Source organism: Neobacillus massiliamazoniensis, from assembly GCF_001048695.1.
Classification (GTDB): Bacteria; Bacillota; Bacilli; order Bacillales; family Cytobacillaceae; genus Neobacillus; species Neobacillus massiliamazoniensis.
Genome location: NZ_CVRB01000001.1, coordinates 1,299,342 through 1,313,437 on the forward strand (window position 1 = coordinate 1,299,342; position 14,096 = coordinate 1,313,437).

Annotated in this window: 11 protein-coding genes and 1 riboswitch; of the genes, 10 read left to right on the forward strand and 1 reads right to left on the reverse strand. The window is 41.4% G+C overall.

Going from position 1 to position 14,096, the window contains the following annotated elements:
• Positions 1-126: 126 nt before the first annotated feature.
• The 10 genes from wecB (at position 127) to BN1082_RS06225 (ending at position 13,260) form a co-directional block, all read left to right on the forward strand.
• The gene (gene wecB / locus BN1082_RS06185; protein ID WP_090632250.1) at positions 127-1,272 is read left to right on the forward strand and encodes a non-hydrolyzing UDP-N-acetylglucosamine 2-epimerase; all 1,146 of its coding nucleotides are present in this window, start codon (positions 127-129) and stop codon (positions 1,270-1,272) included.
• A 272-nt stretch (positions 1,273-1,544) separates the two neighbouring features.
• A riboswitch (cyclic di-GMP riboswitch) is annotated at positions 1,545-1,632 on the forward strand.
• A gap of 309 nt (positions 1,633-1,941) precedes the next feature.
• Complete coding sequence (locus BN1082_RS27350) at positions 1,942-2,079, forward strand: hypothetical protein (protein WP_176699668.1); 138 nt, start codon at positions 1,942-1,944, stop codon at positions 2,077-2,079.
• 572 nt (positions 2,080-2,651) lie between these two features.
• Positions 2,652-4,730, forward strand: a complete 2,079-nt coding sequence (locus BN1082_RS06190) for a glycoside hydrolase family 3 protein (protein WP_425412112.1) — start codon at positions 2,652-2,654, stop codon at positions 4,728-4,730.
• Positions 4,731-4,951: 221 nt separating this feature from the next.
• Positions 4,952-5,494, forward strand: coding sequence for a TetR/AcrR family transcriptional regulator (locus tag BN1082_RS06195; protein ID WP_090633201.1), 543 nt, complete (start codon positions 4,952-4,954; stop codon positions 5,492-5,494).
• A 53-nt stretch (positions 5,495-5,547) separates the two neighbouring features.
• Entirely contained in the window at positions 5,548-7,905 is a 2,358-nt protein-coding gene (locus BN1082_RS06200) for a YhgE/Pip domain-containing protein (protein WP_090632253.1), read from the forward strand.
• A gap of 663 nt (positions 7,906-8,568) precedes the next feature.
• Positions 8,569-9,471, forward strand: coding sequence for an ABC transporter ATP-binding protein (locus BN1082_RS06205; protein ID WP_090632257.1), 903 nt, complete (start codon positions 8,569-8,571; stop codon positions 9,469-9,471).
• 1 nt (position 9,472) lies between these two features.
• Complete coding sequence (locus BN1082_RS06210) at positions 9,473-10,210, forward strand: ABC transporter permease (protein WP_090632260.1); 738 nt, start codon at positions 9,473-9,475, stop codon at positions 10,208-10,210.
• 6 nt (positions 10,211-10,216) lie between these two features.
• Positions 10,217-11,350 (forward strand): sensor histidine kinase, encoded by a 1,134-nt coding sequence (locus BN1082_RS06215; protein ID WP_090632262.1) that lies wholly within the window; start codon positions 10,217-10,219, stop codon positions 11,348-11,350.
• Positions 11,347-11,949 carry a response regulator transcription factor gene (locus tag BN1082_RS06220; protein WP_090632265.1) on the forward strand — a complete coding sequence of 201 codons (603 nt, stop codon included), beginning with the start codon at positions 11,347-11,349 and terminating at the stop codon, positions 11,947-11,949. Before BN1082_RS06215 ends, BN1082_RS06220 begins: the two co-directional genes overlap by 4 nt.
• Before the next feature lie 429 nt (positions 11,950-12,378).
• Positions 12,379-13,260, forward strand: a complete 882-nt coding sequence (locus BN1082_RS06225; protein WP_176699669.1) for a CPBP family intramembrane glutamic endopeptidase — start codon at positions 12,379-12,381, stop codon at positions 13,258-13,260.
• 57 nt (positions 13,261-13,317) lie between these two features.
• On the opposite strand, the gene BN1082_RS06230 is transcribed toward BN1082_RS06225, so the two are convergent.
• Positions 13,318-13,902, reverse strand: a complete 585-nt coding sequence (locus BN1082_RS06230; protein WP_090632270.1) for a hypothetical protein — start codon at positions 13,900-13,902, stop codon at positions 13,318-13,320.
• Between the last annotated feature and the right edge of the window lie 194 nt (positions 13,903-14,096).

Genomic DNA, 14,096 nt, shown 5'->3' on the forward strand with positions numbered 1-14,096 from the left:
GTAAACCGGGTTCAACTAAGAACAAATTTTCGACAACATTCTGCACAGACTTGGCTTTTCTTGTTAAAGTTTGTTATGATTGGTGTAGGCAAATGCCAGATTCTTTTCAGTTTTTTGGAGGTTATTATGGATAAACGTTTGAAAGTCATGACCGTATTTGGGACAAGACCGGAAGCCATTAAAATGGCCCCACTTGTAAAAGAATTAGAGAAAAATCAAGATCAAATAGAATCGATTGTTACGGTGACTGCACAGCACCGCCAAATGCTTGACCAAGTGTTGAATATTTTTGAAATCGTTCCTGATTATGATTTAAACATCATGAAGGATCGCCAATCTCTCATTGATGTGACAACCAGAAGCTTGGAAGGCTTAAATAAGGTTTTTCAAGAGGTAAAGCCGGATATTGTCTTAGTTCATGGCGATACGACGACCACGTTTGTAGCGAGCCTAGCGGCATTTTACCATTCCATTCCGATAGGACATGTTGAAGCAGGATTGCGGACACGGAATAAGTATTCACCGTATCCGGAGGAAATGAATCGCCAGCTTACAGGCGTGTTGGCTGATCTGCATTTTTCTCCAACTAGTCAATCGAAACAAAACCTTTTAGTCGAGAATAAACAGGAAGAAGCGATTTTCGTAACTGGGAATACCGCGATTGATGCATTAGCAACAACCGTTAAAAAGGATTACTCCCACCCTGTATTAGAAAAATTAGGTGATGATCGCCTTGTTTTAATGACGGCCCATCGTCGTGAAAACCTTGGAGAACCAATGGAAAATATGTTCCGTGCGATCAGAAGGCTCGTCGAAAAGCACGATGACGTTCAGGTTATTTACCCAGTCCATATGAATCCTGTTGTTCGTGAAATTGCCAACAGAATACTTGGAGAAAACCAACGCATCCATTTAATTGAGCCATTAGACGTGATTGATTTCCATAATTTTGCTTCAAGAGCGTATTTAATTTTAACAGATTCCGGCGGCGTTCAAGAAGAAGCCCCATCCCTTGGCGTTCCAGTACTTGTATTAAGGGATACCACCGAGCGTCCGGAAGGAGTCCAAGCAGGAACACTTAAACTCGCAGGAACGGATGAGGAAATGATTTTCAGCCTTGCCGATGAGTTACTTTCAAATCAAAACGCTCACGACCTGATGGCAAAGGCGTCCAATCCTTACGGTGACGGACTCGCCTCGAAGAGGATTGTTGAAGCGATTCTCTACAACATGGGCAAAAAAGCTGATAAACCAGTGGATTTTGGCAAATAATATTAGTTCATAAGACTTATTCTGTTTTTTAGGGAATAAGTCTTATTTTTATTTTTCAATCCTATTTATATATACATTCCTGTTTATTCGATCATAAATTGATAGTTTGGAACCTCCTAAAAAGGATTCCTGATGGATCATCAAGGGAGGAGTCATTGTATCGACAAGTAATAGACAGGAAAGATTAATTTTTCGAAAAATAGAATAAACTAGGAAAATATTCCCTTTAACTTTTTCTTGACATCGGGTATATTGTAATAAAATGCATAAATCGTACGAAACGGCAAAGCCATTGAAAAATGGTGACGCAAAACTATAGGGGCTAAGGTTTATCACAAACGATGCTTGCCAGTTACCGAACACGAAAATATCTCCTGCGATTTATGTTAACAAATTGGGGAGGTGCGTCATGTGTTAAAAAATATGTTAATTAGAAGCAAATATTTTTATCATTTAATGCAGTTTCGTCACAATGAAATACTTCAGCAGCAATGCCTGTGTGAAGAACTAAAGTCTAAACTAAAGATCAAAGCCATCTATCATAATAGTAAAGCCATAGAATTAGGTGCAAGGTTTTAATGGAAAAAGGCTGCCACATTTTGGGGTATAGCCTTTTTTTACTTGGAAATGCAAATATGGTCCATAATAAAAAAAACGGGAGGGATCGACATGAAAAAGGACCAAGTAAGTGAAGGCTTAAACCAAATTTTCGAAATCATCAATGCCAAAGGAGATACGGGCGAGCTTAAGAAGATTGTCGAAAAAAACTGTACCACTCCTGATGAAGAACAGGAACCATCTGATTAAGATTTGTCTCTTTTGAACTACTCTTACGTCTAAAGTCAATCCATTATAAGCGATCACCCCAACATAAACGTGGGGCTTATGCTAAATTTTTACTGTGGATATTGTGATACATTTTGTGTGTATTTTTTTCGGGTTTGTGGATATCATTCTGGATTATGTGGATAAAATTGTTCTAACTGTTGATAAGTGATTAAAACACCCTGATAATCGTGGATATCATTTTGGGGTTTGTTGATAAGTTGTGTTGTATGTGGAAAAGTTGTGGATATCTACAAAGACAAACTCTATCAATTTGTCATTCTACCATAAGTACCTTGGATCTTCTTTACATAACCTTGTTTGTAAGCGTTAACAATACATAGTAAGCCGCCTACAATGAATTCAATTCAGGAGGGAGGTCTGTATTAAACTTCCATTCAACTATTATGACAAACTATTATTCTTCTAGATTCACACCATTGAAAATGAACACTTTAGCAAGCCGAAATGGCGAGCTTTATTCATCAGCTTTGACAAAATCATCAGTCACTCATTTCGGAAAAACAATTTTTTCAAAAAATAGGAGGCAGACCATGAGCAAATGGATGAAGAATACATCAGTATTGGTGATGATATTGGCATTGATTGTTACAATGGTTCCCAATTTCGGGATTGGAAAAGCAAACGCTGCTTCTCTCATCAAGGATTTGGTGATTGATCTTAACGTCCCTCAAGTGACCAGAGAGGTGAAAGACAACAAAATAACGTTAAATCCGCTTCATGTTTATGATGATGGTCATTTTATGTTGGCAGCGAATGTCACATGGAAGTCCACTAACAAAAACGTGGCAACGGTCAGTCAAAATGGTGAGGTTACGCTAACGGGTCACAACGGCAAAACGTTTATCTATGCTGATGACGGCTTCTATAGTGACAGAATTGCCATTCTAAACAAAGGAAATCAAACCCAGATTCTCGTTGAAAAAGAAGAAGGGAGCCGCTATGACATCATTGGCAATGCCATAAAGCATATGACGGTTGAGGAAAAAGTCGGGCAGATGCTGATGCCGGATTTCCGAACATGGAATGGGAAAAATGTAACTGCCATGCAGCCGGAAATCGCCCAGCTTGTGAAGGATTATCACCTTGGCGGAGTGATATTATTCCGTGAAAATACGGTAACTGCTGACCAAGCCACTAAATTGGTTAGTGCCTATCAGGACGCTTCAGAAAAGTATGGAATGCTGGTTTCAGTTGACCAAGAAGGCGGGATTGTCACACGCCTGCAAACCGGTACGGATTTTCCTGGGAACATGGCACTTGGAGCCACCAGGTCTGAAGCAGAGGCTGAAAAAGTTGGCAAGGTGATCGGCGAAGAACTGAATGCCATTGGGATTAATATGGATTTCGGACCTGACATGGACGTCAACATCAATCCTGACAATCCTGTCATCGGTGTTCGTTCGTTCAGCGCAGATCCTCAGCTTGTTGCCGATTTAGGCAAAGCTTATATTAAGGGTCTTCATGAAAGTGGCACGGCTTCCACAGCTAAACATTTTCCAGGGCACGGCGACACAGCGACCGATTCCCATTTAGGACTGCCCATGGTCCCATATGACATCGACCGTCTGAAAAAGGTAGAATTATATCCGTTCCAACAGGCAATGGATGCGGGGATTGACGCTGTGATGACAGCACATGTAACCTTCCCAAAAATCGACGATACGAAGGTTATCTCGGAAAAGGACGGAACAGAAATTTCGCTACCGGCAACTCTTTCGTATAAGGTGTTGACAGGGTTGATGCGCGAGGATATGGGCTTTAAAGGTGTCATTGTGACCGATGCGATGAACATGGGAGCTATCGTCCAGAATTTTGGCCCTGTAAATGCGGCGATTCGTGCTGTAAAAGCAGGGGCGGACATCTTGTTAATGCCGGTTGGAATTCCAGCTGTGGCCAATGGTCTTTATGATGCGGTGAACTCCGGCGATATTTCAGTCGACCGAATTAATCAGTCTGTCGAAAGAATTTTTACATTAAAGTTAAAACGCGGCATCCTTAAGTCTGAAGTGGAAACAAGCTTAGATGCAAAGGTGGCAAATGCCTTAAATGTTGTCGGTTCTGCCGACCATAAGGCAATCGAAAAAGAAGTAGCGGCGAAATCGATTACGCTTGTTAAAAATAATGGCGTTCTTCCGCTCAAAGCGGCAAAGGGAGATAAGATCGCCGTTGTTGGATACTCTGGTTACTATGTCCAAACCCTTGTAAACGAGGTTAAAAAGCACGCTGATAACGTAACGTATATAGATACTTCGACAAAACTTACTACAACACAGCTAGATCAAATTAAGGATGCAAAATATATCATTGTTGGAACCTACACCTCCACAGTTTCAGGCAGAGCGCCAAGTGCAGGTCAAATGTTGATGACCAATCAGCTTATCGAAACAGGCATACCTGTCATCGCTGTGGGCATCCGAAACCCATATGATGTAATGTCCTACCCAACTGTGAACGCTTATCTCGCCCAGTATAGCTTCAATCCTGCAAGCTTTGAAGCAAGTGTCAACACCATTTTTGGTAATAATAATCCAACAGGGAAGCTTCCAGTTACGATTTATAATCAGGATGGCAGCGTGTTATACGGATTTGGTCATGGTTTAGAATTTTAATGGAATACAGGCTGACTCAAACGATGGACGATTTGGGTCAGCTTTTTTTATTAATTGTTATCATTGGACTTCGATAGTTGACTTGCCGGCAAGTGGATTTCGCTTCCGATTTTTTTATTTGAATCCCCAAAAAAATTATGTTATAGTATTAAAAGTTCATAAAATGACTAAAAAACTAAAATGGTCAGAAGGAGGTTTTCGAAGTGACAGATCGAAGAAAAATGATTGTGGATGCTGCTACAAAATCTTTTTCCTTATTTGGCTACAAAGCAACAACAATGGACCAAGTGGCAAAGTTGGCAAATGTCGGAAAAGGGACGATTTATACTTTTTTTAAAAATAAAGAAGAATTGTTTGAAGACATTGTTTCTTCTATGGTAAAGGAAATGAAGGCAGAGGCAGAGAGGGTCATTCAACCGGAATTGCCGGTTACGGAAAATGTACATCGCGCCCTTTATCGTTTATTAGAATTCCGCTCAGAGCATCAGCTTATGCTTAAATTAGTCCAAGAAGAGAAAGAGATGGGAACGATAGCCGTCTCGGAGATGCTACAGCATATAGAGGATGAGATTATCGCCTATATTAAGGAAAAAATCGAAAGCGCGATTGCCAAAGGTTCCATTCGAGCCATTGATAGCGAAATCACCAGCTTTTTGCTTTTAAAAATGTATATCGCGCTTGTTTCGGATTGGGAAAGACATCATCAACCATTGACATCTGAACAAATTGCTGATGTTATGAAGTCCTTTTTATTAAAAGGATAATTATTTTAGGAAGTTATTCATTTATGGATAATGCCTAAAGGAGGAGGACAAACATGAAGGCTTTATCATCATTGAAAAGTGAGCTTTTGGCTATTATTCATAATAAGAAGCTACTCATCGCTATTATCGGTGTGATGACCATCCCGCTTCTTTATTGCGGAGTGTATTTATGGGCTTTTTGGAACCCATATGGCCATTTGGACAGAATGCCCGTTGCCATTGTCAATCATGACAAAGGGGCAGAATTTAATGGGGAAAAATTGCAGATTGGCAATGACTTAGTTAAGAATTTGAAAAAGAAGGAAAGCTTTAATTGGCAATTTGTCAGTGAAAAGGATGCTAATCAAGGCTTAGAAAATCAGAAATATTATATCAAAGTAGAAATTCCAGAGGATTTTTCAAAAAATGCAACAACATTGCAAAGTGATCATCCGAAAAAAATGGAATTGATTTACACGCCAAATGAAGGCTACAACTATCTTTCCAGTAAAATTGGCGACTCCGCTATTGAGAAAATCAAAGAAGAAATCTCAAGTTCGGTAACGGAAACATACGCAGAATCTATGTTCAATAACGTCAAGAATGTTGCGAATGGCTTGGATAAAGCAAGCAATGGTGCAGGTGATCTTCATCAAGGGATTGCCCAAGCACAAACAGGTGCCGAAAGTTTAAAAGACGGAATCAACTCTGCTTCTGGTGGTACCGATAAATTAGCGAGCGGTGCTCAATCTGTTGATACTGGGGCGAAGCAAATCGAGCAAAACCTTGCTCTTCTTGCTGAAAATTCAGTTGCTTTTTCACAAGGGGTCCAAACCGCATCGTCAGGTTCTAAGCAAGTGAACGGTGGCCTGCAGCAATTTAATGTAGGTCTTGGCCAGTTGAAGGATGGAAATTCTCAATTATTAGCCGGGGCACAAAAATCACAAACAGGAGCAAAGCAATTATCAGATGGTCTTAATCAAGCGAAAGCCAATATGCCAGACCTTGTTAACGGTTCGCAGAATTTAGCAGGCGGTACCTCTGATCTCTCCTCCAAAATGGGACAATTAGCAGCAGGTGCTGGCAAAACGAAAGTAGGAGCAGACTCGGTAAGCCAGGGGATCCAAGAGTTAGTGAAGAAGGTCAGCGAAATTGATACGGCCACCACGGATCCAAATGTGAAAGCAGATCTAAATGATTTAGCTAAAACAATTTCCAATCTATCTGCCGAGAGTCAGGGAGTAGCGGATGGAGTAGGAGAGTTAGCTGGAAATGCTAACGCTTTGAAACAAGCATCCGACACTTTAGCTGTTGGCGCAACTAAGTTGAACCAAGGTCAAAGTAAATTGAAAGATGGAATTAATCAATCATCCAGTGGAGCGAAACAACTAGTAGATGGACAGGATCAGTTAACTCAAGGATTAACGCTGTTTGGCACCAAGCTTGACGATGCTCAGAAAGGCTTCAGCCAAATTGTTGGCGGCAGCAGCAGTTTATCGACAGGTTTGGATCAATTAGCATCCGGCTCTACTCAACTTCAAAATGGTACAAATCAACTGGCCCAAGGCTCTGTGCAATTAGCATCAGGGACAGACCAGCTTTCGACCGGTGGCCAGGACCTTAAAGAAGGCATGTCCAAATTGGCGAATGGTTCTTCGGATTTAACGAACGGAATGGGAAAACTCACCGACGGGTCGAAGGAATTAACCGATCAACTGCAAAAGGGCGCTAAAGATGCCAGCGATGTGAAAGCAAATAAGAATGTTTACAATATGTTTGCAAAGCCGGTAAATCTTAAAGAGGACCGGATCAATCAAGTTCCTAACTATGGTACTGGGTTTGCACCATATTTCTTGTCGTTAAGTTTATTTATCGGTGCGCTCATGATTTCGATTATTTTTCCAATGCTTTCCCCAGCAACAGAGCCGAAAAGCGGATTTAGCTGGTTTGCCGGGAAGCTCGGTATTTTGTTATTAGTCGGGATTGGTCAGGCAATATTAGCTGATGCGGTCTTGCTCTTTGGTCTCGGATTGGAAGTGAAGAGTATTCCATACTTTATTCTGCTAAGTATTATATCAAGTTGGACGTTCTTAGCCATCATCCAATTCCTTGTAACAACTCTTGATAACCCAGGTCGTTTCTTGGCAGTTATACTCTTAACATTGCAATTAACAAGCAGTGCGGGTACCTACCCAATTGAATTGGTTCCGAAACTATTGCAAACCATCAATCACTACTTGCCAATGACCTATACCGTTGCCGGCTTCAGAGCCGTCATCTCAACCGGCGACTTCAGCTACATGTGGAACAACATCGGCCACATTGCTATTTTCTTCGTCATCTTCCTAGCCGCCACCTTGACCTACTTCACTCTTAGGTTTAAAAAGGTAGCTAGGATGTTAGACACCGCTAGTGAACCAATGTCCTCCTAGGGTGGACAGTTTACATTTGGTGTCAGGCACCATATTAAAAGCCAGCTCTTACAATGGGGGCTGGCTTTTGTTATTTATTTGTTGTTCGTATTTTGTTAGGTGCAGATGTTCCAAATGAGTTCGATGACGGTTTTTGTAATAAAAAAACCAGGCCTCAGCTAGGATATCCTCCGTAATTTCGCCTATATTTACCACTTCAAAATAGATATGTGCCGTTTTCGAATTTTATGTGCCGTTTTCAAAATATATGTGCCGTTTTCGAAATATATGTGCCATTTTTCGAATATATGTGCCAAACGAGTTCGGAGGCACATTATCTCAATAAAAAAGCCAGTCCCAGCCAGGTATCCTCCGTAATTTCGCCTATAAATATTTACCACTTCAAAAAGAGATATGTGCCGTTATCGAATTTTATGTGCCGTTTTCAAAATATATGTGCTATTTTTCGAATATATGTGCCGTTTTTCAATTATATGTGCCATTTTCAAAATATATGTGTCAAACGATTCCGATTTTAACGCTGATCCAATACATCCCCATCGATCCCACCCAATGCCCCGGGTTTTCCATGACATTTGTCACCTAAAATTGGTGACACCACTTACTAAAATCTCCCTTTTCCCCATCGTACAATGAAATCAAGATATCAGGGGGTGTTCGTAAATGAACGAGGTTGTTAAATTAACAAATGTTATAAAGTCATTTCAACATAAAACAGCGGTAAATGATGTATCTTTTTCAATTGGCAAGGGTGAAGTGGTGGCCATTCTTGGTCCGAACGGTGCGGGAAAAACAACGACCATTTCGATGATCCTAGGTCTCCTTAAACCAACTTCGGGGGAGGTTCGACTCTTCAATCGTGAACCTCAGGAACGAGAAGTACGGGAAAAAGTAGGCACGATGCTGCAGGAGGTTAGTGTCATTCCAGGCCTAAAGGTACAAGAAATCTTGGAACTCATTAGCAGCTACTATCCGAAGCCTTTACCACTAAATGAACTCGTCGCTTTAACTGGGCTCACCGAGCAGGATTTAAAAACGAGAGCTGAAAGGCTGTCAGGTGGGCAAAAGCGCCGCTTAAGCTTTGCTCTGGCACTGGCCGGGGATCCGGAGTTGATCATTTTTGATGAGCCGACAGTCGGAATGGATATTACATCAAGGAACCGTTTTTGGAACACAATTCATCAGCTCGCTGATCAAGGGAAAACGATCATGTTTTCTACCCATTACTTGCAGGAAGCAGATGATGCAGCAGAGCGGATCTTACTTTTTAAAGACGGTGGGATTGTTGCTGATGGAACCCCAGCGCAAATTAAAGCACGAATTGCGAAGCAGTCTGTATCCTTTATGGTTGACCCGGCGAAATCGCTTGAATCCCTATACCAGAACGAGGAAATCGACGATATTTATCGGAAAAATAATCGCGTATACGTCCAGTCCGCTAACACCGACCGGGTTTTGGAGTTACTTTTTCAAGAAAAAATCGGTGCCTATGATATTCAAATTGAACGTGGAAAGCTTGAGGATGCGTTTGAGCAGTTAACAAGCGGAAATAAGGAGGCAATGTAGTATGAAAGCATTTCAAATGCAATGTAAAATGGAAATTAAACGGGTATTACGGAATCGGTATTTCGTATTTTGGTCACTCGCGATGCCTATTATCTTCTATTATATATTTACTAAAGTGGTGAACACCAACGCTCCAGATCAGGGGGCATGGCAGGCACACTATTTAATGTCCATGACAGCTTTCAGTGTAATGGGCTCATCCATTATGACACTTGGGATTCGGATGGTGCAGGAACGGACGCAAGGGTGGTCAACCTATATTCGTACGACGCCATTATCCGACCGAGTTTATTTTGCATCTCAAATCATAGGTCAAGGCTTGATTCATCTTCTATCCATTGTCATTATTTTTCTGGCCGGCGCAATCATTAACCATGTTTCGTTGACACCGTATGAGTGGATCATGAGCGGACTATGGATTTTAGTTGGAGCCCTACCTTTCTTAGCTTTAGGAACTTTAATTGGCATGATGAAAAAAGTAGAAACTGCGGCTGGCGTGAGCAATATCATCTATATGGTATTAGCTGTTGCTGGTGGGATGTGGACACCGCTTGAATTTATGCCGAAGACGATGCAAAATATTGGGCACTGGCTTCCGTCCTACAATTTTGGTAATGGGGCGTGGCAAATTGTCCGTGGCGAGATGCCGGATTGGAAAAATATTCTGATTTTAATCGCCTATTTAGCCGTGTTCATGGTACTATCTAAGTATATTAGAAGAAAGCAAGAAGCGGTGTGATCAAGAATGTTTCGATTGAAAGGAAAGAAGATAGAGATTTTTCCAAGGAAGTTTGGATTTTTCCCCTATATCTTTCTCGTGTATATGCTCTATCCGGTTTATTATTTGACGAAAGAAACTGGTGTTAAACAGATTCTAGGTTATTTGATGATAGTCATCTTTCTAGCATCTTATCAACAGCTGTACTCCTGCATGGCAAAAAGAAAATTCACTTACTGGCTGGCAGTTCAGCTGTTGATCGTATTTATTTTTAGTTTATTCTATAGTTCGAATTTCCTTATGCTTGGATTTTTCCCAGCCAATTTTATTGGCTGGTACCGTGAAAAACAGAAGTTTTATAGAGGATTAGCATGTTTGGCCTTTGTTGAAATCGCTCCTTTTATTTACAACATCAAATCCCTTTTATCTCCAACGCAGCTGCTTTATATTGTACCCTTTATCATTATTATGATGTTGTCACCGTTCGGGGTCCGCTCCATGAATCGTCGGATGGAGCTTGAAAAACAGCTTGACCAAGCGAATCAACAAATTGAAGAGTTAGTGAAGCGTGAGGAGAGGGTGCGGATTGCCCGCGATCTTCATGACACGTTAGGTCATACGCTCTCATTGCTGACCCTGAAAAGCCAGCTTGTTCAAAGGCTGATTACGGCCGACCCGAATCGTGCCAGATCTGAAGCAAAGGAAATGGAAGTGACCTCCCGAGCGGCGTTGAAGCAGGTTCGAGAACTTGTTACTGATATGCGCGGTGCCACGATCGCCGAGGAGCTGATCCAAATTCAGCAAATTTTACGGGCAGCAGGCATTACTTATCAGTACGAGGGTGGGAATGATTTTTCAAAAATAACTCCATTTACGCAAAACATTGTCAGCATGTGCATGCGGGAAGCAGCTACGAATATTGTTAAACACAGCCGGGCCAGCCATTGTTCGATAGCGATTGTTCAAGGCCCTGAGCAGGTAAGGGTGATGGTCCATGATGATGGAATGGGCATTGGGAAGAGCAAGTCGTTTGGCAATGGGCTGAAAGGAATGGAGGAGCGACTTGCATTAATTGAAGGGTCTCTTCACTTATCTCCACATAACGGTACCGTGGTGGAGATGAGAATTCCAGTTGTGAAAAAAGAAGGTGTTGCCGGATGATTCGGTTGTTTATTGCAGAGGATCAGCGAATGCTGTTAGGGGCATTAGGGTCGCTGCTTTCGTTAGAGGAAGATATGGAAGTGATTGGTCAGGGAATGAATGGGGAGGAAGCGCTCAAGTCGATTCTCGAGCTTAAGCCAGATATCTGCTTAATGGACATCGAAATGCCTGTACTGAACGGTCTTGAAGTGGCAGAGGAGTTAGCGAAAAGTTTGTCTCCAAGCAAGGTTATCATCTTAACAACTTTTGCCCGCCCCGGTTATTTTGAACGGGCCGTGAAAATTGGCGTACATGGTTATTTGCTTAAGGATGGTGAAATTGACGAGCTCGCTTCAGCAATTCGCAAGGTGATGGCAGGTAAACGCGTGTTCAGCCCGGAGCTGACTTTCGATGTGATTCGTGAGGAAAATCCACTTACGACAAGGGAACAGGAAATTCTGCGCTTGGCAGCCCATGGTAAAACAACGAAAGAGATCACTTCGGAGCTCTTTTTATCATCAGGCACTGTCCGTAACTATATCTCCGAAATCATGAGCAAACTGGACGCCAAAAACCGCAACGAAGCCGCCACCATCGCTGAGAAAAAAGGATGGATCTAGAATTATAGAATCTTTCTAACCAAATAGCCTAATAAGTTCCGCGAGAATTGAAAATATTCCGCGGAATTTTTTGCAAGACAGCACTGGTGTCAGGCACCATGAATTATGTAAACTGCACACAACATCAGTGTCAGGCACCGCAAAAAGGCACCATGAATTTGTTAACTAAATCTACCCTAAATTTTAGATGCTATTTATTTAGCATTATGTTAAATTATTACTAATTAGCCGTAGAATAGAGGGGATGCATCTGTGGTGAGAAAATGGAAGTGGTTGTTTGCTTGTTTCTTATTCCTGCTCTTTTTAAATGGTTTTGGGATCGTAGCTGTTCACTTTTGGAGAAGGTAAAATTCTTAAACTGTGTCCTCAAGCTGGAAGCAGCAAAATGTAAAAATATCATTTGATTAGGGAAAGGGGATGTTGAACAAAATGACCACAAGTTTAACTCAGCCAATTTCAAAAAAGATGTTATTGGCCATCCTCATCATCACAATTGGGGCGGAAGTAGACCTGTACTTATCGAGATATAGCTATCTTGCTGAAACCTTGTATAATGGCATCATGGTGGGCTCGTTGTTTCTTGGCTTAAAGCTTTCCCCGAGGCTTCGCGATCCTCTGGTCATTCCCAAAACAAAGCGGCAGCTTAGTCTTCAGTTTACTGGCGCCTTCCTGATTTTTTTTCTAGTAAGTACGGTGAACAACTTTTATTCGACTATCGTATTCCAGGATTTTAGTGATAATTATGATCAATATGTGCAAAGCTATACCGACCCGCAAACCTATGTGGATGATGGAACCTCCCCTAATTTCGTTTCGTCCTTTTTCGATAAAGTGGATACGTTTGGGAATGATCTTTATTCTGATGCACTTGCCGGATTAGAAGAGGTGTGGCGCTTAGCTTACATAGTTCTCATCCTCATTATTTTCAAAAAAATTTTCCCAAACCGATGGAATAAAGGTTCAAGAGACATTTTTGTCATGCTTGCCCTTTTTATCTCTTCTATTCTTTTCGGAATAGACCATACATTAGATACAGAGGAGTCGTGGCCCGTTCGAGTTGGGGCAATCGTCACCTTCGCCAATATGGGATTTACTTTTGGACTTATCTTGTTATGGACGCGAAACCTTTGGCTTGCGGTTATTGTTCATGCCGTATACGATATCGTGACAACGACCTCCTGGTATTTTTTCGATTATGCAGTTGAGGTCTTTGCTTTTGTAGTGTTGGTTTTACATATAATCCTTTTTACTATTGAAAAAAGAAAGAAAAAATATGACCAGCCGATAGAATCGCTGCCAATGGCAGAATAAACAAAGGGGTGTCAGGTACCATTTTTCAGGTGCCTGACACCCCTTTTCCTAAGCTCATTACTTCTGATACAAATATGATTTGGAGTGAATCCAATATTGAATCGAACCGTCGTCCTTCTGGAGGTATTTAATCTGTTCGCGATCAAATGCTGTTCGTAGGCTATCTAATGCTAATTCTTCCCGTACGCTTAATTCCGTTAAGGATTTTTGAGAAACAGACATGTTAGAAAGGATGACGAGTCTTTGTTCCATGACACTAATCATATCTTTCTTATACTCGTAAAAGCTAGTAGGTGCATCTAAGTGGATCACGTTTTTGAGCAATTCCTGCTGCTTTTTTCTGACTTGTCCTGAAGGCACCTGTCCGTTGGCAACACCTTTAACCAATTGTTTACTTTGCTCCTCATAGGACTGGATCTTTGTTAAAAAGGTAAACACGCTTTCACGCTTTGGAACGACATATTCCTTATATAAAAGGGCACTAGCGGCACATAATAGTAAAAGGCCAAGTAAATAATAGCTCCAATTGATCTTAGCGCGATGTTTCGTCGGAGTTTCGGGAACTTTTTCTGAAAACGACCGGCCTTTAACCTGCAGCTCTTCAAGTTCTTGTCGGATTTTTTGCCGGGCAGGAGTCAGCATCATAGGTCCTCCAAATAGAAGATTGTATCTTTATCCTACTATAACAAGAGACAAAAAATCCATTTATTTCCGAAAAGACATAAAAAAATAGAAGGCTGTCCTAAAAGGTGACAGGCACCACTATATGTACAAAGTTCATGATAATTTTTCCGCAATGTTGATTGGAGCGGAAGGCGCTCGACTCCTGCGGGAGA